The sequence below is a fragment of the Nocardia sp. NPDC004568 genome (assembly GCF_040609955.1).
GTDB lineage: Bacteria > Actinomycetota > Actinomycetes > Mycobacteriales > Mycobacteriaceae > Nocardia.
Genome location: NZ_JBEXLL010000037.1, coordinates 1 through 25,718, shown reverse-complemented (window position 1 = coordinate 25,718; position 25,718 = coordinate 1). Strand labels below are relative to the sequence as shown.

Here is a 25,718-nt window from a genome sequence, read left to right as displayed (position 1 = left end):
CGATCACATTACCGGCGCGGGACCGGCACACGCGTGACCCGGGCTGCCTACTTGGCCACTGTCAGTAGGAAGGCCACATCATCGATGGCCTGCACACTGTGCCGGGCCTTCGGCACCACCAGCAGGTCCCCGGCCGACCCCTTCCATTCGTTGTCCCCACTGTGCAGCGTGAGCGTGCCGGAGAGGACGAGCAGCGTGGCCTCACCGTTGTTGTCGTGTTCGGCCAGGCCCTGGCCGGCACACAACCCCACCACGGTCTGGCGTAGCGAATTCGCGTGACCGCCGTAGATGGTCTGCGAGCTGCGGCCACTGGTCACGGTCGCGGCCAGCTTGAGTTGCTGCCGGGCCACCGCTGTCAGCGATTTCTTGTCCATGGACAGCCTTTCGCCTCCGCATACCCGCGACCGGGCTGTGATCGCGGGACGTACAGCCGAGTATGCCCGACCGGGCTCCGCCGTTCCGGTGTTTTCCGAGGCTCGGGCCGCTGTCGAGGGCGGGCACCGGCGGTCAGTCGCGCGTGTAACGCCTGATCCGGTAGCGCAGCCCACCCGAGGATTCGAGCCAGGTCACCGGATCGGCCGACGACCACTCCGGCCCCAGGGACGGGGCGTGCGCATCCCCGTCCACCTCGGTGTCGACCTCGGTGATCAGCAGTTCATCGGCATACGGCAGTGCCAGCCGGTAGATCTCGCCGCCGCCGATCACCCAGGTCGTCGCGGGCGCCGCGAGAGCCAGTGCGGCCTCGACCGACGCCGCCGCTTCCGCCCCGTCCGCGGACCATCCGTGCTGCCGTGTCACGACGATATTGCGCCGGCCCGGCAGCGGCCGGAACCGGGCGGGCAGCGAATCCCAGGTGCGGCGGCCCATGACCACCGGATGACCGGCGGTCGTCTCCTTGAACCGAGCCATGTCCTCGGGCACCCGCCACGGGATGGTGTTGTCCACCCCGATCACCCCGTCGGGAGTCTGCGCCCAGATCAGGCCGATCACACGCGCGGGGCCGGTCGCGGTCACACCGCCACCGGCGCTTTGATCCCCGGGTGGTGCCGGTAGTCGAGCACCCGCACGTCCTCGTACCGGTAGTCGAACAGCGAGGCGGCGGGTTCGAGTTCGAGTACCGGGAACGGGTACGGCGTGCGGGTCAGCTGCTCGGTCACCTGTTCGTGGTGGTTGTCGTAGATATGGCAGTCACCGCCGGTCCAGATGAAATCACCGGGCGCGAGTCCGGCCTGCTGGGCGACCATCACGGTGAGCAGCGCGTAGCTCGCGATATTGAACGGCACGCCGAGGAAGAGATCGGCGCTGCGCTGGTACAGCTGGCAGGACAACCGGCCCTCGGCGGCATAGAACTGGAACAGCGCGTGGCACGGCGCCAGCGCCATCCGGTCCAGCTCGGCGACATTCCAGGCCGAGACGAGCATCCGCCGGGAATCGGGATCGGTGCGCAGCGTGTGCAGCACCTGGGCGATCTGATCGATGTGGCGACCGTCGGGAGCCGGCCAGGAACGCCACTGCACCCCGTACACCGGGCCGAGCTCGCCCTCGGCATCGGCCCATTCGTCCCAGATGCTGACCCCGTGCTCCTGTAACCACCGCACATTGGAGTCGCCGCGCAGGAACCACAGCAGTTCGTACACGATCGATTTGAGATGCACCTTCTTGGTGGTGATCAAGGGGAACCCGGCGGACAGGTCGTACCGCAGCTGGTGCCCGAACACACTGCGGGTGCCGGTTCCGGTGCGGTCCGCCTTGGCGGTCCCCGTCTCCAGCACCAGCCGGAGCAGATCTTCGTATTGGGTGTCCGGAGCGTGTCGCGGGTCCGGGACCTGACTGTTCGCTGCGCTGACCACGGGCCGAGCTTACTTCGCGGCCGGTAGCCCCTGCCCCCGCCCCGGGGCAGACCACCGTGTCGCCGGGTGGTGGCAATGGTGCGGCGCGCGGCGCCGCGGGTCACCGGATGCGGCGGTCGGCGTCCCGGCCGCCTACGGTTGCCCCGGTGCCGGGGTGGGTGGCCAGGGTGGCGCGAGTCGCTCGGAGTCGTCGACCGGGCTGAGGAACCGGCCGTCCGGGCGGTCGGTGCGGTACACGGAGACATCCGAGCCGTAGAAGCCGGTGACCTCGTCGAGCCGGTGCCGCACCGTCGACAGCGGGCCCTGTTTGGAATCCACGAGGATCTCGCCCGCACGCACCTGCGCGACCACCCCCGAATGCTGGACGTTGCCGTCCTTGCGATAGATCACCACATCGCCGGGGACGGCGGTACCGAGGTCGTCCACCCGCCGGAACCCGTTGTCCGACAGGATCCGGTCGACCATCCGCCCGGCGATACACCCCGCCGCGCCGTCGCGGCTGAATGTGTACCCGTGGCAGTTGTAGTGGGGGTTGATCGGCCCCAGGAGGTCGAGTCGATCCAGTCGCACCCCACCCCGGATGTTCTGCTCGAACAGCTCGGTCAGACCGGCTCGGCTCCAGAAGATACGGGTGTCGACCGGCGCGGTGGCCAAGGACTCCGCAAGCGTCCGTGGCGGGATCACCGTTCCCGCGTCGGTCGTGTGGGCGCGCAGGGTGATCGGCTCGGTGGACCATCCCGTGCGGGCGATATGCGCGGCGACGGTGGCGGGCGGCGGACGCGGATCGCCACCGGGCGTGGCGACGGCGGCCGGCCACGGCTCGGGGCCGGCCACCTCCGCCCAAGCCGACGCGGACCGCGCGCGTAGCGTGCCCGCCCCCGCGGCCGCCGTACCGGCGCGCCGCCGCCAGCCACCTGCCACGGCCTCGCTGACAGTCGTCAACGTCTTGCACAGGGACTGCGCGATTTCGGTGACCTTGCGGCTCGCTCTACCGGACACCGACCTCTTCCCCGCCTACCGGCCCCGACAACACTGCGACCGGCGACGCGCGGCGATGCCGTCCGGTGGGCGACACCCTATCGATTCGAGCGACCGCCTGCTCCGGCCACCCGGCGGCCCGCCCTGCTCCCGGCCTGCCAAGCTGACCTCATGCGCACGCTGTATGTGATCGGTATCGGTGCCGGCGACCCCGACCAGGTGACGATGCAGGCGATCAAGGCCCTCCGGGAGGTCGACGTCTACTTCGTGATCGGCAAGGGCGTCGAGAAACAAGAACTCGTGGCAGTGCGCACCGCGATCCTCGCTGAACACGCCGACCGCCCCTACCGGATCGTGGAGATCCCCGATCCGCCCCGCGACCGGGAGCCCGAGGATTACCGCGGCACGGTGCTGGACTGGCACGAACGGCGTTCGCTGCTGCTGGAGGAGGCGTTCGCGGCCCACGAGGGAGTCGGCGCGATCCTGGTCTGGGGTGATCCCGCGCTCTACGATTCCACCCTGCGCATGGTGGAACGGGTGCTGGCCCGGGGCGCGCTGGACTTCGACTACACCGTGATCCCGGGGGTCACCAGTGTGCACGCCCTCGCGGCCCGGCACCGGACCGTGCTGCACCGGATCGGCGAACCGGTCCACATCACCACCGGACGCCGACTGCGTGAGGAAGGGCTGGGCGCCGGGTCCACGGTGGTCATGCTCGACGCCGACTGCGCGTTCACCACCGTCCCCGGCGACACGTTCATCTGGTGGGGTGCCTATCTCGGGATGCCCGACGAAGCCCTGATCGCCGGCCGGGTCGGCGATGTCGCCGACGATATCGTGCGGCGGCGGACGCGGTTGCGCGAGCGCAAGGGCTGGATCATGGACATCTATCTGCTGCGCCCGGCCGAATGACCAGGTGATCGACATCGGGGTCGTAGCATGGTCGGCATGACCGAACAGGACATACTCGGGCGGATCAAGGATCTCGTCGACCACGAGCACGACCTTCGGTCCCGGGCTTCGCGCGGGGAACTCGATCCCGACGTGGAGCGGCGGCGACTGGCCGAACTGGAGGTCATGCTGGATCAGTGCTGGGATCTGCTGCGGCAGCGGCGGGCCCGGATCGACCGCGACGAACCACCGGACGAGGCCCAACCGCGATCGGCGGGGCAGGTCGAGGGTTACCTACAGTAGGGAGCCCGATGCCCGACAACGACAGCGACGCCACCGCGGACGGTGGGGTCGCCGAATACGATGTGATCGTCCTGGGCGGTGGTCCGGCCGGTGAGAACGCGGCCGCCTACGCCGTCGCCGGTAGTGACCGCACCGCGGCGATCGTCGAACCGGAGAAGGTCGGTGGCGAATGCTCGTACTGGGCCTGTATCCCGAGTAAGGCGCTGCTGCGACCGGGCCATGTGCTGGGCGCCGCGCTGGGCCTGCCCGGTATCGAGGCCGAAGGACCCGACACCGCCGAAGTGCTGCGCCGCCGCGACGAATTCGTGCACGCCCACAACGGCGACCACGATGATTCGAGTCAGGTCGAATGGGCGGCCCAACAGGGCATCGAGGTGATCCGCGGCACCGGCCGGCTCGACGGGGAACGCCGGGTACGCGTCGGCGACCGGGTGCTGTGCGCCCGCTCGGCGGTGGTGCTGGCCACCGGGACCCACGCGGCCGTCCCGGACGTCCCCGGCCTGCGCGCGGCGCTGCCCTGGACCTCACGCGACGCCACCAACCTGCACGAGGTCCCGAAGCGGGTGATCGTGATCGGTGGCGGTGTGGTGGCCTGTGAGGCCACGACCTGGCTCTCGGCGCTCGGCGCGGAGGTCACCGTGCTGGTCCGCGGGGACCGGCTGCTCGCCGGTGTGGAACCCTTCGCCGGCGAGTACGTCGCCTCCGCGCTCACCGCGCAGGGCGTGCAGATCCGGTTCGGGACCCGGCCGCTGCGGGTGGCGCGGCCGGCGGCCGTCGACCACGGCGAGGGCCGGATACACGGCGGCGCCGTCACCGTGCACGCACAGGGGCCGGACGGGGAAACCACCTTCGTCGCCGACGAGATCGTGGTGGCGGCGGGGCGGGTGCCCAACACCGAGGGGGTCGGCCTGGAAACGGTGGGCCTGCCCGACGGATACGTCGAGGTCGACGATCAGCTGACCGTTACCGGCGTACCCGGGGAATGGCTGTACGCGGTCGGCGATATCAACCACCGCGCCGCGCTCACCCATATGGGCAAATACCAGGGCCGGGTGTGCGGGGACGTCATCTCCGCGCGCGCCGCGGGCCGGTCGCTGACCGGCCCGCGCTATCGGGCCGCCGCCGACCACCACGCGGTACCGCAGGTGGTGTTCACCGACCCCGAGGTCGCCGCCGTCGGACTCACCGCCGCCGCCGCACGGAAGGCCGGCCACGAGATCCGCACCGTGGAACTGGATATCGCGGTCGCGGGTTCGGCGCTGGCCCGCGACGATTACACCGGACGCGCCGCACTGGTGATCGACACCGCCACCGACACGCTGCTCGGAGCCACCTTCGTGGGGCCCGATGTCGGCGAACAGTTGCACGCCGCGACCATCGCGGTGGCCGGACGCGTCCCCCTGGACGCCCTGTGGCACGCAGTGCCCGCCTTTCCCGCGATCAGCGAATTCTGGCTACGACTGTTGGAGACCGACAGGTCGTCGTTACGATCGGCGGTATGAGCGAGTCGGTCCCGGAAGCGGCAGCGGAGCGTAACCCCACAGTTGCCTCGCTCATACCCGCTGGACGCGTGAGCGCGGACGCGTGAGCGCAACCGAACAGATCACGACCACGGACGGTATCGTCCGCGGTCGCCGCGGTCGGCGCGTGATGTACTGGCGGTCGCTGCCGTATGCCGCACCACCCGTCGGTGACCTGCGGTTCCGCTCGCCCCAGCCGGTGCGGCCGTGGCCCGATGTCCGCGACGCGACCTATTTCCGCGCCGCCGGTATCCAACCGACCTTCGGGGTACGGCTGGGTCCGCGCAAGCTGCAGGAGATGAGCGAGGATTCGCTGACACTGAATGTCGTGGCTCCCGCCACCGCCTCGGTACGCCCGCGGCCGGTGCTGGTGTTCATCCACGGCGGCGGCTACCTGTTCGGTACCTCGGCGCTGCGCCTCTACTCCGGTGTCCAGCTGGCGGCCGACGGTGATGTGATCGTGGTGTCGATCAACTATCGGCTCGGCGCGTTCGGTTACGCCGACTTCAGCGAGTTCTCCACGCCGGACAGCCCCTACGACTCCAATCTCGGTCTGCGTGATCAGATCGCGGCGCTGCGCTGGGTGCGGGCCAATATCGCCGAATTCGGCGGCGACCCGGACAATGTGACGATCTTCGGCGAATCCGCGGGCGCCCACGCGGTATTGAGTCTGCTGGCGACGCCCTCGGCGGAGGGCCTGTTCCGCCGCGGTATCGCCCAGAGCCCGCCCGCGGATTGGGGGTTGACGGTCGCCGAATCGCGGGAGTTCGCCCGCCGCATCCTCGACCGGCTCGGTATCGCACCCGAGGACGCGAATCACGCACTGCGCGCCGCCGACCCGCACGATATCCGCCGCGCGTTCAACCGCGCGTCGAATGCGACGATGGCGGAATTCCCGGGGTTCTTCCCGGCCGCGCCGGTAGCCGACGGCGAGTTGTTGCCGCGCATACCGATCGACGCCTTCACCGAAGGCCACACCCACCGGGTCCCGCTGATCATCGGCACCTGCCGGAACGAGGGCGCCCTGTTCAACCGCTTCACCGATACGCTGCCCACCCGTCCGGAACGCCTCAAGAAGGCACTGTCGTCCGCCGGGCCCGACCTCTACCCCCGGGTGTTCTCCACCTATCCGGGTTTCCCGGCCGAACCGGCCGCGATCCGCGCGGGCGGCGACTACTTCTTCTGGCGGCCCTCCGTGGCGGTGGCGGAGGGGCACAGCCGTCACTCCCCCACCTACGCCTACCGCTACGATTTCGCGCCCCGGCTGCTCCAGCTCTACAAACTGGGCGCCACGCACGCGACCGATCTGCTGCCGACCTTCGGCACCGTCTACGAACCCTGGAGCCGGGCCCTCACCGCCGGCGGCAGTCGGCGCGGTCTACTCACGGTGACCCGCCAGGTCCAGAACAACTGGCTGCATTTCGCCCGCACCGGCGAACCGCTGCCCTCCTGGCCGCGCTACACCGAAGAGGAACGCAGCACGCTCATCATCGACGCGCCGGGCCGGGTGGACCACGACCCGGACAGTGCCCAGCGCGCACTGTGGGCGGGCGTCCGCGCACCGCAGCTGGTTCCGGCCGGGGTCGGCAGGCCGGCTCTACCGGCCGACGCGGGAGTGGCCACCGAGGCCGAGCCCGAAGGCGAGGGGACGTTGCTCGACACGGTCGCCGCCGAACACCCGATCGCCGCGACCGCCGCCGATGCGGCCGCGCGGGTCGCGGACGAAGTCTCCGACAGCGCGGACGATCCGGCACCGGAGGGCGCGCGACCCGATACGAAAGAGACCGAGTGAATCAACTCTCCGCACCGGGGAGAGATTTCCGTACAGGTCGGGGTGCACCTCTGGCCCGGACGACCCGCGACGCAACCGGCGGACAGCGCGGCCTATTTGAGCAGGCGTGACATCCGGCGGTCGGCCAGGATCTTGCCGCCGGTCTGGCAGGTGGGGCAGTACTGGAAAGAACGGTCGGTGAACGCGACCTCGCGGACGGTGTCCCCGCAGACCGGACAGGGCAGGCCGGTGCGGGCGTGCACCCGCATACCCGAACGCTTCTCGCCCTTGAGCCGGGCGGCGGCCTGCCCGACCGACCGCGCCACGGCATCGGACAGCACCGTACGCATCGCCGCGTACAGGTCGGCGACCTTCGCGGCCGACAGCGTCTTCGCCGTGGCGAAGGGCGAGATCTTGGCGGTGTGCAGGATCTCGTCGGAATAGGCGTTACCGATACCGGCGAGCACGGTCTGATCGACCAGCACATTCTTGATCCGCCCCGGCGCGGCGGCCAGCAGCTCGGCGAACTCGGTCTCGGTGACAGCGAGCGCATCGGGGCCCAGTCGGGCGATACCCGGCACCTGTGCCGGGTCGGTCACGATATAGACCGCGAGGCGCTTCTTGGTGCCCGCCTCGGTGAGGTCGAAGGCCGGAGTGGCGCCCTCGGGTGTGAAGAAATGCACGCGCAGCGCGAGCGGACCGCGACCCGGCTTGGGTGGGCTCACGCTCGGATTGTCGGTCCAGCGCAGCCAGCCCGCCCGGGACAGATGGGTGATCAGCCACAGACCCCCGCAGTCCATGCCGAGGAACTTCCCCCACCGCCCGGCCCCGGTCACATCCCGCCCCGACAGCGCCGTCACCGGCGGATCGAAGGTTTTGATCGCGCTCAGCGCCGCCACATCGATCCGCCCCACCACCGCGCCGACCGCGTGCTCCCGCAGGAACTGCGCCAGCGCCTCCACTTCCGGTAGTTCGGGCACGGCCTCAGGCTACCGGGGCTCACCGACATCCGTGCGGTCCAAACGCCGGGTGATTCCGGTCGTGGTCACGGCCAGCAGCGTGCCGATCACCACCAGGTCGAAGGCCATCTGCACCGTGGTCGCTATCCGGGCGGCCTGACCGGCCGCGTGCACATCACCGAAACCGACAGTGCCCAGGGTCGCGACGGTGTAGTAGAGCGCGTCGTTGCGGGTACGCAGCCCGGCGAACTGGCCGGGCTGGCGGAGTTCGAGGAGATAGTAGAACAGTGCGAAGAACACCACGACCAGGGTGATCAGGAAAAGCAACCCGTCGACGCGGCGGCCCGTATCGTCGCTCGCGGCCAGGAACTGGCCGATCCGGCGATAGGCCAGCCAGCACAACCCCGCCACCCCGGCGACGAATGCCACCAATGTGACCACCTTCGTGGGCCAGAAGCCGGGAAGTTCCAGTCCGACCGGGACGAAGTAGTAGAACAGCAGGGCGGACAGCACCGTGCCCGCGTTCCGCCACAGATGCGCGCGGCCGCCGATACGTCGAGAAGCCATGCGGTCATGATCTGCCCTCGTGGCCGAGTCGACAGCCGGGCGCGCCGAGCCGCACACCGATTCCGCGCGTACCACTCCGCCCACCCGACAGCGACGGACGCGGCCGGACCCGTCCCGGCCGGGGAAACCCCGCACGACAGGGGTCGGCGCTGCTAGCTTGCGTCGGTGGATCACTTCTCACGCTCGTGGACAGCGTTGCGCACGGCGGTCGCCGGACTCGCGGACGCGGATTTCGGCCGGCCGTCGGGATGTACCGGCTGGCTCGTCCGGGATCTGGTCTGCCATCTCATCATCGATGCCCAGGATGTGCTGATCACTCTGGTGACCCCCACCGACAAGGAACCCACGCGCGACGCGGTGACGTACTGGGATATCGCCGAGACCCCGCCGACCGGCGACGATCCGCTCGACGCCCTGACCGTGCGGCTGGCCGCGGCCTATGGTGAACCGCGCCTGCTCGAACTCCACCTCGACGATGTCGGCTCGGCCGCCGGGCGCGCCGCGGTACTCGCCGACCCCGACCAGCGGGTGAGCACCCGCGACGAGGTGCTCACCGCCGGCGACTACCTGTCCGCCTACGTCCTGGAGTGGACGCTGCACCACCTGGATCTGGTCGCCCATCTCCCGCACGCCGAGCAGCCGCCCGAAGAATGCCTCGCCCGGTCGCGCGAGCTGCTGGAAGGCATCGCCGGAGCCGCCTTCCCCGCGACGTTCTCCGACCGGGACGCTTTGTTGCTCGGCACCGGACGCCGCGCCGCGACTGCGGACGAACAGGTCGCGCTGGACGAGTCGGCCGCGAAGTTTCCGCTCGTCCTCGGTTGAGGGAAGCCATAGCGACGCCCCGAGCACTCCTGCGTCCGCTCGCCCCGACCGCGCTGCCGGCGCCCGCGACCCCACCATCGGCGGGGTACCACCGAGCCGCGACGCGGTCGGCCGGCCCGTACGGGAGGCCACCGACCGCGGCGCGGCATACCGGATTCAGCCCTCTACACCGTCCGCGCCCCGGAGCCGCGCCAGCAATCGCGGCGCGATCACCGAGAACGATTCCACCGTCGTCATTTCGTCGTGGGTCGCCGGTACCGCGTATTCGACGATTTCCCCGTCCACGTACGGCAACCAGTCCTCCGCCCGCGGGCCGGCCTGCCGCGCGCCCGGGGTGGGTACCTCGGCACGGAAGAAGTCGATGACACCCCGGTAGGTGCGGGGCCGGTGTTCGGAGATCAGTTCCGCGGACCGCGCCGCGGTCCGGTACACCCCGCGCAGCCGTTCCACCGGCAGGGTCAGCAACTCCGGCGGGATCAGTCGGTGCAGCCGTTCCAGTTCGGCGTCGTCGAGTTCGCCGATACCCCGGTCCGTTCCCGACTCCTCGGTCACGATGCCCTGTTCCACCAGTGCCGCGCGGAGCAGGGTTTCGAAGATACCCGGGTCGACGGCGGGATGACTGTCGAGCAGGGCCAGCATCTCGACCTGCTCCCCCGCCGCCTGCAATTCGGTGGCGACGGCGTGGGCCAGCACGCCGCCCAGGGACCAGCCGAGCAGCCGGTACGGGCCCTCGGGCTGGATCCGCCGGATCTCCGACAGATACCGTGCCGCGATCTCGGCCAGCGAGTCCGGGGCGTAATCGGGTTCGGTGTAGGCGGGCGACTGGAGACCGTAGATCGGCTGATCGTCCGGGACCAGCCCGGTCAGCGCGGCGAAACTCCACGCCAGCCCGTCACGGGCATGGACAGCGAAGATCGGGGTCGCCGTGCCGGTCTCCCGGAGGGGCAGGACGACCCGCAATGCCGCCTCGGACAGTTCACTCGCGGCACCCGGTTCGGCGATCCGGGCGGCGAGCCCGGCGACCGTCGCCTCGGTGAACATCCACTGCACACTGATCTCGGCACCGGTGACCGCACCCAACCGGGCCGCCACCGCGGTCGCCAGCAGCGAGTTACCACCGAGGGCGAAGAACGAATCGTCCACACCGACCCGGTCCACGCCCAGGACTTCGGCGAAGACATCGGCGACGGTCTGTTCCAGCGGTGTGCGCGGGGCGCGGTAGCCTGCCTCGGCCGCGAAAACCGGCTCGGGCAGCGCGTGGCGATCCAGCTTCCCGGCGGGGGTCAGCGGGATCTCGTCGATCACCATGATCGATGACGGCACCATATGGCGCGGCAGTCGCGCCTCGACATGCGCCCGCACGCTCGCCGTGTCGACCGGGCCACCCGGTGCGGCCACCACATACGACACCAGCGACACGCCGCCGGCCGGATCGCGGTGCCCGACCGTGACCGCGAAGTCGACAGCGTCGGACGAGGTCAGCGCGGAGTCGATCTCGCCGAGCTCGATACGGAAACCGCGGACCTTGACCTGGAAGTCGTTGCGGCCCACATACTCCACCGCCGGATCCCCGGCGCCGTCGCGGCGCCAGCGCACGATGTCACCCGTGCGGTACAGCCGCGACCCCGGCGCACCGAACGGATCGGCGACGAATCGCTGCGCCGTCAGACCCGCTCGCGCGTGATAGCCACGGGCCAGCTGGATACCACCGACGTACAGTTCACCGGCCACGCCCTCGGGGACCGGGTTCAGCCGATCGTCCAATACCAGCGCGCGCATCCCTCGCACCGGACCGCCGATCGTCACCGGATCGCCCGCCAGCAGCGCACCACTGATATTCGTCGCGACAGTGGCCTCGGTCGGGCCGTAGGCGTTGTGCAGCCGGCGCTCGACCCCACCGTCGCGGACGGTGGACCACTTCGCCACCAGATCCGCCGAGATGGCCTCGCCACCGGCGATGATGACCCGCATACCCGCCAGATCGGCCGGATCCAGCGAGGCCAGCACCGACGGCGTGATCAACCCGACCGTCACCCGCTCCCGGGCGATCAGCTCACCGAGCTCGGCGCCGCCGTAGGTCCCCGGCGGTACCACCACCAGGGCGCCCGCGGAACCCACCGCCAGCAGCAGCTCCAGGATCGAGGCGTCGAAACTCGGCGACGCGAACGCCAGCGCCCGCGAATGCCGGTTCAGTCCGTACCTTTCGACCTGTTCGGCACTGAAGTTCGCCAGGCCGGCGTGCGTGACGACCACGCCCTTGGGCAGCCCCGTGGAGCCCGAGGTGTAGATGACGTAGGCGGTATTCGCCGGGCTAAGTGCGCGGATCCGGTCGGCGTCGGTGACAGCGGCACCGGAATGACGCCGCGAGTCCAGCTCGTCGAGCACCAGCCATTCCACCGAATCCGGCAGATCCGCCCGCACCGACGACACCGTCACGCCGAGCCGCGTCCGCGAATCGGTCAGCATATGCGCGATCCGGTCCGCCGGATACGTCGGGTCGACCGGAACGAAGGCCGCCCCCGACTTGGTCACCGCCCACTCGGTCAGCACCGAATCCGCCGACCGTGGCACCGCCACGGCCACCAGATCCTCGGTGCCGACGCCGTGCTCGATCAATACTCGCGCCAACCGGTTCGAGCGCTCGTCCATCTCGCCGTAGGACAGCCGCTGATCCCGGAACACCACCGCCGGCGCCGACCGGTCCTGGGCCACCGCATCCGCCAGCAACTCCGGCAAGGTTCGCGCCGGCACCGACGGACCACCGTGGATATGGGTGAGCAGCCGGTGTTCGGACTCGTCGATGATCGGGAGATCGCCGACGCGCGCTTCCGGATTCCGGGTGACAGCGGTCAGCAGGCGCAGGAACCGGCGCGCGAAGAGTTCGACGGTGTCCGCGTCGAACAGCGCGCGGGCGTAGGAGAACTGTGCCGCCATCCCGGCGCCGGTTTCGACGACATCGAGTGAGAGATCGAATTTGGCGATCTCGACATCGAAATCGACGGCGCCGATCCGCAGTCCGGGCAGCTCGACCTCGGTGACCGGTAGGTTCTCGAACGAGAGAGCCACCTGGAAGAGCGGGTGCCGGGCGGTGGAACGCTGCACACCCACCACTTCCACCAACCGCTCGAACGGCACGTCCGCGTTCGCGAACGCCTGCAGGTCGGTTTCCCGGGTCGCCGCGAGCAATTCACCGAAGCTCAGCTCACTTCGAATCTGCGACCGCAGTACCAGCATGTTGACGAACATTCCCACGACGTCGTCGAGTTCGGCCTCACCACGGCCGGCGACGGGTGTGCCCACCGCCACGTCGTCGGTGCCGGACATCCGCGCCAGGAACAGCGCCAGCACCGCGTGCACCACCATGAAGACGGTCGCGTTGTGTTCGGCGGCCAACCGTGTCAGAGCCGCGTGCACCTCGGCATCGATCGGGAACGCCACCGTGCCGCCGGCGAAGGACTGCACACTGGGCCGCGGCCGATCGGCCGGCAGGTTCAGCTCGTCCGGCAGGCCGGCCAGCGCCGTGCGCCAGTACTCGATCTGCGCACTGAACAGGCTGTCCGGATCGTGCTCCGAGCCGAGGATCTCCCGCTGCCACAGGCTGTAGTCGGCATACTGCACCGGCAGCGGCGCCCACCCGGGGGTGGAGTCCGCGGCGCGCGCCAGGTAGGCGGTGATCAGATCCCTGGTCAACGGCGCTATCGACCAGCCGTCGGCGCTGATGTGATGCACCACGGCCACCAGCACGTATTCGTCCTCGGCCGGCTGGAACAGCGCCACCCGCAGCGGCACCTCGGTCGTCACATCGAAGCCGGTGGCGACCACGCCGGCGACCCGGTCGAGCAATTCGTCCGCCCGCACGGGAACAGGAGTGAGGTCCGGCGCGACCCGGTCGGCCGCCAGGACCAGCTGGTACGGCTGCCCGTCCCGCGCCGGGTACACGGTGCGCAGGGTCTCGTGCCGCTGCATCACATCGGCCACGGCGTGCCGCAGCGCGGCCACATCGAGCCCACCGGAGAGGCGGATCGCGGCGGGGATGTTGTAGGCCGCCGATCCGGGATCGAACCGGTTGAGGAACCACATGCGTTGCTGGGCCGGCGACAACGGCACGTATTCCGGTCGCGGACCTGCCAGCAGGGCCTTGCGTCCACCGGCACCGGCGTGCTGTTCGGCCCGTACCGCCAGCGCGGCCACCGTCGGCGCCTCGAACAGCACCCGCACCGGCACCTGGGTATCCAACGCCTTGCCCAACCGGGCGGCCACCTGTGTCGCGATCAGCGAATTACCGCCGAGTGAGAAGAAGTCGTCATCGGCCCCGACGCGCTCGATACCGAGGACCTCGGCGAAGATCCCGGCCACGATCTCCTCGACCGGGGTCGAGGGGGCCCGGAACGCACGCGCCTCGAACACCGGTTCCGGCAGTGCGCTACGGTCCAGCTTCCCGTTCACCGTCAACGGCAGAGCCGCGAGTTCGACGAATACCGCCGGCACCATGTACGACGGCAAGCGCCGCCTCAACTCCGCCTCGAGCTCGCCCGTATCCAGCCCGGGAGCCTCGCCCGTACCCGCGGCACCGCCGGCGGGCACCACGTACCCGACCAAACGATCCCCGGTCCGCGGATCCGACTTCGCCACCACCGCGACCTGCGCGATCTCCGGCAAGGCCAGCAACGCCGCCTCGATCTCCCCCAACTCGATCCGGAACCCACGCACCTTGACCTGGAAATCGGACCGGCCCCGATACTCCAGCTCGCCATCGGTGTTCCACACCACCACATCACCGGTGCGATACATCCGCTGCCCCGCCACGAACGGATCCGCCACGAACCGATCCGCGGACAGATCCGAGCGACCGAAATACCCGACCGCCAACTGCGCACCCGCCAGATACAACTCACCCGCCACACCATCGGGCACCGGACGCAACCGCGAATCCAACACATACACACGGCTGTTCCACTGCGGCACACCGATCGGCACCGACGCCACATCGGCATCGGTGACGGTATGCGTGGTGACCGACACCGCGGCTTCCGTCGGACCGTACAGGTTGAACAACCCGACACCCGGACAGGCAGCCAGCATCCGCTGCGCCGTCGCCGCCGGCAACGCCTCACCGATCGCCAGCACCCGCCGCAACGACTCCGGCAAACCATCCCCGGTGCTCAAAAGCGCATCCAGCATCGACGGCACCACCGTCAACGTCGTCACGCCCTCGCCACGCATCGAGCTGTTCAGGTAGGCCGGGTCCTGATGACCGTCCGGCGACGCGATGACCATCCGGCCACCGCTCACCGCGGCGGTCCAGAACTCCCACACCGACAGGTCGAATGTCGCGGCCGTCTTCAGCAGGATCGCGTCTGAGGCATCCAGCCCGAACTCGGCCGTGATGTACCGCAACTGGTTCACGATCGCCGCATGCGGCACCGCCACACCCTTCGGACGACCCGTCGAACCCGACGTGAAGATCACATACGCCGTATTCGACGCCCGCAACGGCATCACCCGCTCGGCATCCGACACCGGGCTCGTATCGAAATCATCGAGATCCAGCCGGTCCAAGAGCACCGGCGGAACCGCACCGGTACCACCGAACCCGGTCTCGGTGGTGGTCAGTACACATACCGGTGCCGCGGTGTCGAGGATGTAGCCAGTGCGCTCGGCCGGCTGATCCGGGTCCACCGGCACATATACACCACCGGCCGTGGTCACCGCGTACATCGCGACCACCAGGTCCACCGACCGCCGCAACGCCAGCGCCACCCGGTCCTCCGGGCCCACACCCGCGCCGATCAGGTATCGCGCCAACCGGTGGACCCGCGCACCCAATTCGGCATACGTCAGATGCCCGCCGTCGGCGGCCACCACGGCGGTCTCGTACGGTCCGGCCGCGATCGTGGTATCCAGCAGCGATGCCAGTGTCGCCGCCGAGTCGAGTTGCCGCGCGGTCGAATTCCGGCCCTCGACCACCGTCGTGCGCTCCGCGGGAGCCAGGATCTCGATATCGCCCACCGGCACGGAGGCGTCGGTCACGATCCCGGCCAGCACGCGGAGCAACCGGTCCACGAATCCCTGCGCCGTGGCGTGGTCGAACAGCGCGCTGGCATAGGTCAGGTAACCCGCCATCCCCTGAGCGGCACCCGTGTCGTCGTAGACATCACCCACGATCAGATGCAGATCGAATTGCGACATCTCGGCATCGACATCGACGCCGGCCACCGTCAGGCCGGGCAGTTCCAGACTGGTCTGCGCCAGGTTCTGGAACGAGAATCCCACCTGGAACAGCGGATGCCGCGCGGTGGATCGTGCCGGGTTGAGGACCTCCACCAGACGCTCGAACGGCACATCCGCATGCGCGAAGGCGGCGATATCCACTTCACGCTGGCGCGCCAGCAGGTCGGTGAACGACTCACCACGGTCCAGCCGGGTCCGGAACACCAGCGTGTTCACGAACATACCGATCAGATCGTCGAGGGCCTGCTCGCCACGACCGGCCACCGGGGTGCCGACGGTGATGTCCTCGCTCCCGGACAGCCGCGACAACAGCACCGCGAACGCCGAATGCACCACCATGAACAGCGTCGCGTTGTGCTGCTGCGCCAGCCGCAGCAGACCGGTATGGGTTTCGGCGTCGATCCGCACTTCGACCCGGCCACCGGCATAGGACTGCACCGCCGGACGCGGCCGGTCGCCGGGCAGGTCCAGTTGATCCGGCACCCCGGCCAGCGCCGACCGCCAGTAGGCGATCTGCGCGGCCGCCAGCGACTCCGGATCGTCTTCGTCGCCCAGCAGTTCACGCTGCCAGAGCGCGTAGTCGGCGTACTGCACCGGCAAAGGCGCCCATCCCGGTTCGAATCCGGCGGTACGGGCGGCATAGGCGGTCATCACATCGCGGGCCAATGGGCCTGTCGAAGAGCCGTCCCCGGCAATATGGTGTACCACCATCGCCAAGACGAAATCACCGCTCGCGGCGTACGCCCCCTCGGCGGCGGATCCATCGCCCGACGCACCGGCATCGGTCAATTCGAACAGGGCCACCCGCAGCGGCACTTCGGCGGTGACATCGAACCCGGCCGAGACCAGTTCGGCCACGGCGGCCACCACGTCCGTGGCGGCCACCGAACGCACTTCCAGCCGCGGTGTGGCGTCACCGGCGGGTAGCACCACCTGCATCGGACCGTTCTCGGTTTCCGGATACACCGTCCGCAGTACCTCGTGCCGCGCCACCAGATCGGCCACCGCCGCCCGCAACGCGGCCACATCCAGCGCACCGGACAGGCGAATGGCCAATGGAATGTTGTAGGCCGCCGACTGTTGATCGAAGCGGTTGAGGAACCACATCCGCTGCTGCGCCAACGACAACGGCACCCGCTCCGGCCGCGGACCCGCCACCAGTGCCTTACGTCCCGATCCGGCCTGCTGTTCCACCCGCACCGCCAGCCCCGCCACGGTGGAAGCTTCGAACAGCACCCGTACCGGCACCTGGGTATCCAGCGCCGCACCCAGTCGAGCCGTCACCTGCGTCGCGATCAGCGAGTTACCACCGAGGGCGAAGAAATCGTCGTCCGCACCGACCCGCTCGATACCGAGGACCTCGGCGAAGACCCCCGCCACTATCTCCTCGACCGGAGTCGCCGGTGCCCGGAACTCCCTCGCCTCGAACACGGGAGCCGGCAACGCCTTACGGTCCAGCTTTCCGGAGGTGTTCAGGGGGAATGCCTCGAGCACCACCACCGCCCCGGGAACCATGTAGACCGGCAGCACACCGCGCAGCGCGTCCAGCAGCGCCGCGGAGCCGATCTGCTCGCCGGGGGCGGGCACCACATAGGCGACCAACTGCTCACCCAGCTCGGACGCCGCGACCGTCACGACGGCCTGGCTCACCACCGGCTGTGCCAGCAGCGCCGATTCGATCTCACCCAGTTCGATCCGCTGGCCACGGAACTTCACCTGGAAATCGGTACGACCCAGGTATTCCAGGGCCGGCCGGAACTCCGGGCGGCCCTCGACCAGGGTCTCGGCCCGGCGCCACCGCACCAGGTCACCCGTCCGATACATCCGCTGACCGGTATCGAACGGGTTCGCCACGAAACGATCCGCCGACAGATCCGGTCGGGTCACATAGCCGCGAGCCAGCTGATCGCCCGCCAGATACAGCTCACCCGTGACGCCCGGCGCCACCGGCCGCAGCCGCGAATCCAGCACATACACACGGGTGTTCCACTCCGGCACACCGATCGGCACACCGGTCGACTCGGTACCGGTCGCCTGCCAGTAGGTGACCGTCACCGCCGCCTCGGTCGGACCGTAGACATTGTGGACCGCGGCATCGGAGATCGCCTGTACCGCGGCGACCGTCTCCGGCGGCAGCGCTTCGCCGAGCGCGAAGACGTGCCGGAGCGAGGGAATCGAACCCGCCGGGGTGTGCGCGGCGAACATCGCCAGCATCGACGGCACGAAGTCCGTCATCGTCACCCGCTGCTCGGCGATGACCCGCGCCAGGTACTCGGCATCGCGATGACCGTCGGGAGTCGCGACGACCAGGCGCGCGCCCACCGCCAGCGGCAGGAAATAACCCCACAGCGACACGTCGAACGTCGTCGCCGTCTTCTGCAGATACACATCGTCGGCGTCCAGCCGGTACTGCGCCAGCCACCACGCGATCTGGTTGCCGATCGCCGAATGCGACACCGCCACGCCCTTCGGCCGGCCCGTCGAACCCGACGTGAAGATCACATACGCCGTATTCGACGGCCGCACCGGCGCCGACCGATCCGCATCGGTCACCGGCGACGAGTCGAAACGATCGGTATCGAGGCCGTCCAGGGCCAGCACCGGTACGCCCGCGAGCGCGTTCGCGCCGGCGGCGCCACCGGGCGCGGTGCTTCCCGCGCCGATTCCGGCGGCCCGCGCATAGGCGGTGGTGGTCAGCAGGCACACCGGTGCGGCGGTATCGAGGATGTAGCCGATACGTTCGGCGGGATGCGCGGGGTCCAGCGGCACATACGCACCGCCCGCCGCCACTACCGCGTACATACCGACCACCAGGTCGATCGACCGGGAGATCAGCACCCCCACCAGCGACTCCGGACCCACCCCCTGCGCGATCAGCAACCGCGCCAGCCGATTCACCCGGCCCGCGAACTCGGCATAGGTCAGGGCGGTGCCCTCGAAGGACAACGCCACTCGATCCGGATACGCGGCCACGGCCCGCTCGAACCCGTCCAGCAGCAACCGCGCCGGTACCGCGTGCTCGGTCGCGTTCCACTCCGCCAGCACCCGCGCGCGTTCGGCGGGAGCCAGGATCTCGAAGTCACCGACCGGTGTGGCGGGATCGGCCACGATCTCACCGAGCAACCGGGTGAAGCGGTCGGCGAAGGCTTCCACCGTTTCCTGGTCGAACAACGCCGTGGTGTAGGTCAGATAACCCACCACACCCTGCGGGGCACCCGAAGCGTCGTAGGCGTCGGCGAGGACGAGATTCAGGTCGAACTGGGAGTTCTCGGTATCGATCTCCACCCCGGACACCGTCAGGCCCGGTAGTTCCAGACTCGATGCCGCCAGATTCTGGAAGGTGAACCCGACCTGGAACAGCGGATGCCGCGCCTGCGAACGCGCCGGGTTCAGCACCTCCACCAAACGCTCGAACGGCACATCCGCGTGCGCGAACGCCGCGATATCGACCTCACGCTGCCGCGCCAGCAGATCCGTGAACGATTCACCCCGATCCAGCCGCGTCCGGAACACCAGCGTGTTCACGAACATACCGATCAGATCATCGAGCGCCTGCTCACCACGACCCGCCACCGGCGTACCCACCGTGATGTCATCGCTGCCGGACAACCGCGACAGCAGCACCGCGAACGCCGTATGCGCCACCATGAACAGGGTGGCGCCCTGCTGCTGCGCCAGTCGCTGCAGACCGGCGTGGGTCGCGGCGTCGATATGCAACTCCACCCGGCGGCCGGCGAACGACTGCACCGCCGGCCGCGGCCGGTCCATCGGCAGGTCCAGCTGATCCGGCACCCCGGCCAGCGTCGACTGCCAGAAGGCGAGTTGTCTCGCCGCGGGCGACTCCGCGTCGGATTCGTCGCCGAGCAGCTCGCGCTGCCAGATGCTGTAGTCGGCGTACTGCACCGGCAATGCCGGCCAGCCCGGGGCTTCCCCGGCCGCGCGGGCCGCGTAGGCGGTCATCAGATCGCGCGTCAACGGCCCCGCCGAGGACCCGTCACCGGCGATGTGGTGCACCACCATCACCATCACGAACTCGTCGGCGGCGTCGTCCACGCGGAACAGGGCCACTCGTAGCGGCACCTCGGCGGTCACATCGAATCCCGCCGATGCCAGTTCCGCCACCGCCGCCGCGACCTCGCCGGCGGCCACCGACCGCACCTCGAGTTGCGGAACGGCCTGCCCGGCCGACAACACCACCTGCACCGGGCCGGACTCGGTCTCCGGGTAGACCGTACGCAGCACCTCGTGCCGCGCGACGACATCGGCGACGGCCCGCCGCAACGCGTCCACGTCGAGGTCACCCGACAGGCGGATCGCCAACGGCAGGTTGTAGGCGGCCGTGGCACCGTCGAAGCGGTTCAGGAACCACATCCGCTGCTGCGCCGGCGACAACGGTGCCGCCGGCACCGTCTCGCCCGACAGCAGGGTCCGGCTCGGACGCGGCTGTGCCACCAGCGCCGCCCGGCCGCCGGAGCCGGCCTGCTCCTGGATCCGCGCGGCCAAGGCGGTGACGGTGGAGGTCTCGAACAGCGACCGGACCGCGACCGTGGTGTCCAATGCCGCACTCAGCCGCGCCGCGACCTGGGTCGCGATCAGCGAGTTACCACCCAGGGCGAAGAAGTCGTCGTCGGCGCCGACCCGCCGCACCTCGAGGACATCGGCGAAGACGCCGGCCACGATCTCCTCGATCGGAGTCGAGGGCGCCCGGAACTCCTTGGTCTCGAACACCGGCGCCGGCAACGCTTTGCGATCGAGCTTCCCGGAGGTGTTCAGCGGGAACGCGTCCAACACGACCACGGCCGCCGGAACCATGTAGGTGGGCAGCACCTCCCGGACTGCCTCGAGCAGCTCGGTGGAGTTCGGCTGCTCGCTCGGAGCGGGTACGACGTAGGCGACGAGTTGCTCGCCGAGCTGGGAAGCGGCGACGGTGACCACGGCCTGGCTCACCTGGGGCAGGCCCAGGAACCCGGACTCGATCTCACCGAGCTCGATGCGCTGGCCGCGGAACTTCACCTGGAAATCGGTGCGCCCCAGATATTCCAGTACCGGTTGGCCGTCGACTCGCCGCCACCGCACCAGGTCACCCGTGCGATACATCCGCCGACCCGCATCGAACGGACTCGCCACAAAACGATCCGCCGACAGATCCGGACGCGTCACATAACCACGAGCCAGCTGATCACCCGCCAGATAGAGCTCACCCGTGACACCCTCGGGAACCGGCCGCAACCTGCTGTCCAGCACATACACGCGGCTGTTCCACTGCGGCACACCGATCGGCACACTGCCCGACTCCGCACCCGTGGCCTGCCAATACGTGATCGACACCGCCGCCTCGGTCGGACCATAGAGATTGTGCACAGCCGCATCGGAGACCGCGTGCATCGCCGTCACCGTCGCCGGGGGCAGGGCCTCACCGATGGCGAATACGTGCCGCAGGCTCGGGATCGACCCCGCCTCGGTATGCGCGGCGAACACGGTCAACATGGACGGCACGAAATCCGTCACGGTGACCTGCTGTTCGGCGATCACCCGCGCGAGATAGGCCGGGTCACGATGGCCATCCGGCGTCGCCACCACCAATCGGGCGCCGACGGCCAGCGGCAGGAAGTAACCCCACAACGACACGTCGAACGTGGTCGCGGTCTTCTGCAGATACACATCCGAGATACCCATCGGGTACTGCGACAGCATCCAGGCCACCTGGTTCGCGATCGCCGAATGCGGCACCGCGACACCCTTCGGACGGCCGGTCGACCCCGAGGTGAAGATGACGTACGCGGTATTGCCGGGCCGCACCGGGGCGAGCCGATCCGCGTCGGTCACCGGTGCGGGGTCGAAACCGCCGGTATCGAGGGTATCCAGGGACAGCAACGGTATCCCGGCGATCTCACCCGTATCGGCTGTGACGGCGTCGCCGCGGACGGTGCGCGCGTCGGTGGTCGTGGACAGCAGACAGACCGGCCGCGCGGTATCCAGGATGTAGCCGATCCGCTCCGCCGGATGGGCCGGATCCAACGGCACATACGCACCACCCGCGGCCACCACCGCGTACATCCCGACCACCAGGTCCAGCGACCGGGACATCAGCAAACCGACCAGCGACTCCGGACCCACACCCTGCGCGATCAGCAACCGCGCCAGCCGGTTCACCCGACCGGCGAACTCGCCATAGGACAGACTCGTCCCCTCGAACGATACGGCGGCCCGGTCCGGGTGAGCCGTCGCCGCCCGGCCGAAGCCCTCCAGCAGCAGCTGAGGGGTGAAGGGGTAGGCGGTGGCGTTCCACTGCTCCAGCACCCGGGTCCGCTCCACCGGCGCCAGGATCTCCAGGTCACCGACCGGCACGGAAGGATCCGCCACCACCGCGGCCAGCAAGCGCACGAAGCGGTCCGCGAATCCCCGCACGGTGGTGTGGTCGAACAGCGCGGTGGCGTAGGTCAGGTAACCCGCCACGCCCGCGGGCGCACCCGATTCGTCATAGGAATCACCGAGGTCCAGGTTCAGGTCGAACTGTGAGATCGCGGTATCGAACTCCAGCCCAGAAACCGTCAGGCCCGGCAGTTCCAGACTGGACGGCGCCAGGTTCTGGAACGCGAAACCGACCTGGAACAACGGATGCCGGGCCTGTGACCGGGCGGGATCGAGTACCTCCACCAGCCGCTCGAACGGCACCTCCCCGTGCGCGAACGCCGCGATATCGACCTCACGCTGCCGCGCCAGCAGATCCGCGAACGATTCACCACGATCCAGCCGCGTCCGGAACACCAACGTGTTCACGAACATACCGATCAGATCATCGAGCGCCTGCTCACCGCGACCCGCCACCGGCGTACCCACGGTGATGTCATCGGTACCCGACAGGCGCGCCAGCAGCACCGCCAGTGCCGCGTGCACGACCATGAAAAGCGTCGCGTTCTGCTGCTGGGCGATCCGCTGCAGACCGGCATGGATCTCGGCATCGACAACGACCTCGACCCGGCCGCCCGCGAAGGACTGCACCGCCGGGCGCGGCCGGTCCATCGGCAGATCCAGCTGATCCGGCACGCCGGCCAGCGCCGACTGCCAATAGGCGAGCTGCGCCGCGGCGATCGACTCCGGATCGGATTCGTCGCCCAGCAACTCGCGCTGCCACAGCGCGTAATCGGCGTACTGCACCGGCAACGGTGTCCACCCCGGCGCTTCCCCGGCCGTACGCGCCACATAGGCGGTCATCAGATCCCGCGTCAGCGGACCCACCGACAAGCCGTCACCGGCGATATGGTGCACCACCATCGCCAGCACGAATTCGTTCACCGAGTCGCCGGTATCCGATCCGGTACCGGCGGCCGCTGCGTCGTCCACCCGGAACAGGGCTACCCGCATCGGGACCTCGGCCGTCACATCGAAACCGGCCGACGCCAGCTCCGCCACCGCCGACACTTCGTCCCCGGCCGCCACCGAACCCACCCGCAACCGCGGGGCGGCCTCACCGATCGGCAGAACCACCTGTACCGGGCCCGACTCGGTCTCCGGATACACCGTCCGAAGCACCTCGTGCCGCGCCACCAGATCCGCGACGGCGGCGCGCAGGGCGTCCACATCGAGCGCACCCGACAATCGGATGGCCATCGGAATGTTGTAGGCGACCGATCCCGGATCGAACCGGTTCAGGAACCACATCCGCTGCTGTGACAACGACAGCGGCACCCGCTCCGGCCGCTCCCGGGCCACCAGCGGCCGATGGCCCCCGGATCCGCTCAGCTCGGCCAGCCGTTCGGCGAACTCGGCCACCGTCGGGGCCTCGAACAACACCCGGGCCGGGATCCGGGCGTCCACAGTGGCGCCCAACCGGCCCGTGACCTGGGCGGCGATCAGCGAATTACCGCCGAGTTCGAAGAAATCGTCGTCCGCGCCGACCGGATCGACGGGATTCAGCAGATCGGCGAAAACAGCGGCGACCTGCTTCTCCAACGGACTGTCCGGCGCCCGGTACGCCTTGGTCCGCAGCTGCGGTTCGGGCAGCGCGCGGCGATCGACCTTGCCGCCCGGAGTGAGAGGGATCTCGTCGAGGACGGTGATACTCGCCGGAACCATGTACGCGGGGAACCGGCTCGCGGCCAGTGCGAGCAGCTCGTCGGGGTCGACAGCGGCTCCGTCGGCCGGATGCACATAGCTGGCCAGGACGGTCGCGCCGCTGGAGGGCTCGTAACCTACCGTGACGGAGAAATCCACTGATTCGTGGGCGGCCAGTACGGCGTCGATCTCACCGAGCTCGATCCGGAAGCCACGGATCTTCACCTGGAAGTCGTTGCGGCCCAAGTACTCCAGTGACCCGTCGGCCAGCCAGCGCACCAGGTCGCCGGTGCGGTAGAGGCGGGAGCCGTCTTCGGCGAACGGGTTGGCCACGAAACGTTCCGCGGTCGGCCCGGGCCGGTTGCGGTAGCCGCGCGCCAATTGCGCGCCGCTGATATAGAGCTCGCCCGTCACCCCGGTCGGCAGCGGGGAAAGACGTTCGTCCAGGACGTATTCGGTGATACCGCGGGTCGGCGCGCCGATGCCGACCGGCTCGTCCGGCTTCATCGGGTCACTGATATTGACCGCGACCGTGGTCTCGGTGGGGCCGTAGGCGTTGAAGAACTCCCGCGGACGCCCGTCCGCGGCGGGAACGGCCCAGCGCCGCACCAGGTCCGGCGGACACGCCTCACCGCCGGTGATCACGACCCGCAGATCGTCCAGGCCCGCCGGATCGATCGAGGCCAGCGCGGCCGGCGTGACGAAAGCATGGGTCACTCTTTCGCTGCGCAGCAGCCCGGCCAGCTCCTCGCCGCCGTACACCGTGGGCCGAACCACCACCATGGTCGCCGCGCCGCCCAGCGCCAGCAGCAGTTCCAGCACCGAGGCGTCGAAGGACGGGGAGGCGAAGTGCAGGGTCCGAGCGGTCGTGTCGACGCCATATCGTTCCCGCTGCTCGGCGCAGAACCCGGCCAGTCCCGCCTGCGTGATCACCACGCCCTTCGGCGTCCCGGTCGAACCCGAGGTGTAGATGACGTAGGCCGGATGCTCGGCGCGCAGCGGCCGCAGCCGCTCGTCGAAGGACACCGGTTCGGCCGAGTACTGCGCGAGGCCGCCGACGAGCTCCGCGCTGTCGAGGGACACCCACTCCACCTGGCCCGGCAATCCGGCGGACGATTCCGTGACGGTCAGGCCGAGGACGGCTCCGGAATCGATGACCATATGTGTGACGCGGTCCACCGGATAGGTCGGGTCGACGGGCACATAGCCGGCACCGGTCTTGGCCACGGCCCATACCGCCACCACCGATTCGATCGAGCGGGTGATCCCGATCGCGACCAGATCCTCCGGCCCGATACCGCGGGCGATGAGCAGGCGGGCCAGCCGGTTGGAGCGCTCGTCCAGTTCGGCGTAGGTGAGCCGGCCGAGGTTATCGGTGGCGTCGGCGTAGCTGATCGCGATACCCGAGGGGTTGGTCTCGACCGCCGTCGCCATGAGCTGGGGCAGGGTGGTGCCCCTGGGCCGCCGGGTTCGGGTGGGTCGTGTGCGCGCCGTTCGGGTCATGCCTACATCACTTCCTGGTGGTGGTCACACTGCTCACCGACAACCGAACCCATCAACCTGCCTTGCCTGCCTTGTTCGCTTCCTTCGGCGGTGCACCCGCCGACGGCGGACCGCTACCGGCCTGCTGGGCGTGCCTCGCGCAGGGCGCGGGCCATCGCCGCCGAACTCGCCGTCGTCCATCATTACATGGGCCGCAGGTACCCATCCGTTACCACCGAGGATGCCGTCGCCCGGCGACGCGGCCGGTCGCCCGGCGACGATGACGCAG

The 25,718-nt window shown here is 69.4% G+C and carries 12 protein-coding genes; 5 read left to right on the top strand and 7 right to left on the bottom strand.

The annotated features are described in order from the left end of the window. Window positions 1–47: 47 nt before the first annotated feature. The 4 genes from ABZV91_RS17990 to ABZV91_RS17975 all read right to left on the bottom strand — a co-directional run bounded on the left by ABZV91_RS17990 (window position 48) and on the right by ABZV91_RS17975 (window position 2,849). Window positions 48–374 (bottom strand): cupin domain-containing protein, encoded by a 327-nt coding sequence (locus ABZV91_RS17990; protein ID WP_030522375.1) that lies wholly within the window; start codon window positions 372–374, stop codon window positions 48–50. A 133-nt stretch (window positions 375–507) separates the two neighbouring features. Continuing rightward, the gene (locus tag ABZV91_RS17985; RefSeq protein WP_355242566.1) at window positions 508–1,014 is read right to left on the bottom strand and encodes a dihydrofolate reductase; all 507 of its coding nucleotides are present in this window, start codon (window positions 1,012–1,014) and stop codon (window positions 508–510) included. Further along, the gene (locus ABZV91_RS17980) at window positions 1,011–1,850 is read right to left on the bottom strand and encodes a thymidylate synthase (protein WP_355242563.1); all 840 of its coding nucleotides are present in this window, start codon (window positions 1,848–1,850) and stop codon (window positions 1,011–1,013) included. The genes ABZV91_RS17985 and ABZV91_RS17980 overlap by 4 nt, the downstream gene beginning before the upstream one ends. Before the next feature lie 132 nt (window positions 1,851–1,982). After that, window positions 1,983–2,849, bottom strand: coding sequence for a hypothetical protein (locus ABZV91_RS17975; protein ID WP_355242560.1), 867 nt, complete (start codon window positions 2,847–2,849; stop codon window positions 1,983–1,985). A gap of 150 nt (window positions 2,850–2,999) precedes the next feature. Between ABZV91_RS17975 and cobF the strand changes: the two genes are divergently transcribed. The 4 genes from cobF (at window position 3,000) to ABZV91_RS17955 (ending at window position 7,334) form a co-directional block, all read left to right on the top strand. Further along, window positions 3,000–3,740: a precorrin-6A synthase (deacetylating) gene (gene cobF / locus ABZV91_RS17970; protein ID WP_355242557.1), complete on the top strand. Its 741-nt coding sequence runs from the start codon at window positions 3,000–3,002 to the stop codon at window positions 3,738–3,740. Window positions 3,741–3,776: 36 nt separating this feature from the next. Next, the gene (locus tag ABZV91_RS17965) at window positions 3,777–4,022 is read left to right on the top strand and encodes a DUF2630 family protein (protein ID WP_030522379.1); all 246 of its coding nucleotides are present in this window, start codon (window positions 3,777–3,779) and stop codon (window positions 4,020–4,022) included. 8 nt (window positions 4,023–4,030) lie between these two features. Continuing rightward, entirely contained in the window at window positions 4,031–5,524 is a 1,494-nt protein-coding gene (locus ABZV91_RS17960) for an NAD(P)/FAD-dependent oxidoreductase (protein ID WP_355242553.1), read from the top strand. A gap of 82 nt (window positions 5,525–5,606) precedes the next feature. Then, window positions 5,607–7,334 carry a carboxylesterase/lipase family protein gene (locus ABZV91_RS17955; protein ID WP_355242550.1) on the top strand — a complete coding sequence of 576 codons (1,728 nt, stop codon included), beginning with the start codon at window positions 5,607–5,609 and terminating at the stop codon, window positions 7,332–7,334. 92 nt (window positions 7,335–7,426) lie between these two features. Here ABZV91_RS17955 and ABZV91_RS17950 read toward each other — a convergent pair whose 3' ends face one another. Both ABZV91_RS17950 and ABZV91_RS17945 read right to left on the bottom strand, forming a co-directional pair. Continuing rightward, window positions 7,427–8,293: a DNA-formamidopyrimidine glycosylase family protein gene (locus ABZV91_RS17950; protein ID WP_355242547.1), complete on the bottom strand. Its 867-nt coding sequence runs from the start codon at window positions 8,291–8,293 to the stop codon at window positions 7,427–7,429. A gap of 9 nt (window positions 8,294–8,302) precedes the next feature. Next, window positions 8,303–8,839 (bottom strand): potassium channel family protein, encoded by a 537-nt coding sequence (locus ABZV91_RS17945; RefSeq protein WP_355242544.1) that lies wholly within the window; start codon window positions 8,837–8,839, stop codon window positions 8,303–8,305. Window positions 8,840–9,004: 165 nt separating this feature from the next. Between ABZV91_RS17945 and ABZV91_RS17940 the strand changes: the two genes are divergently transcribed. Further along, window positions 9,005–9,661, top strand: coding sequence for a maleylpyruvate isomerase N-terminal domain-containing protein (locus ABZV91_RS17940; protein ID WP_355242541.1), 657 nt, complete (start codon window positions 9,005–9,007; stop codon window positions 9,659–9,661). A 156-nt stretch (window positions 9,662–9,817) separates the two neighbouring features. On the opposite strand, the gene ABZV91_RS17935 is transcribed toward ABZV91_RS17940, so the two are convergent. After that, window positions 9,818–25,450 (bottom strand): non-ribosomal peptide synthase/polyketide synthase, encoded by a 15,633-nt coding sequence (locus ABZV91_RS17935; RefSeq protein ID WP_355242538.1) that lies wholly within the window; start codon window positions 25,448–25,450, stop codon window positions 9,818–9,820. Between the last annotated feature and the right edge of the window lie 268 nt (window positions 25,451–25,718).

Bases quoted from the DNA above. Each gene is read 5' to 3' on its own strand.
- ABZV91_RS17935 (WP_355242538.1), bottom strand. From the start codon at position 25,450: ATGACCCGAACGGCGCGCACACGACCCACCCGAACCCGGCGGCCCAGG.
- ABZV91_RS17960 (WP_355242553.1), top strand. From the start codon at position 4,031: ATGCCCGACAACGACAGCGACGCCACCGCGGACGGTGGGGTCGCCGAA.
- ABZV91_RS17965 (WP_030522379.1), top strand. From the start codon at position 3,777: ATGACCGAACAGGACATACTCGGGCGGATCAAGGATCTCGTCGACCAC.
- cobF (WP_355242557.1), top strand. From the start codon at position 3,000: ATGCGCACGCTGTATGTGATCGGTATCGGTGCCGGCGACCCCGACCAG.
- ABZV91_RS17990 (WP_030522375.1), bottom strand. From the start codon at position 374: ATGGACAAGAAATCGCTGACAGCGGTGGCCCGGCAGCAACTCAAGCTG.
- ABZV91_RS17945 (WP_355242544.1), bottom strand. From the start codon at position 8,839: ATGGCTTCTCGACGTATCGGCGGCCGCGCGCATCTGTGGCGGAACGCG.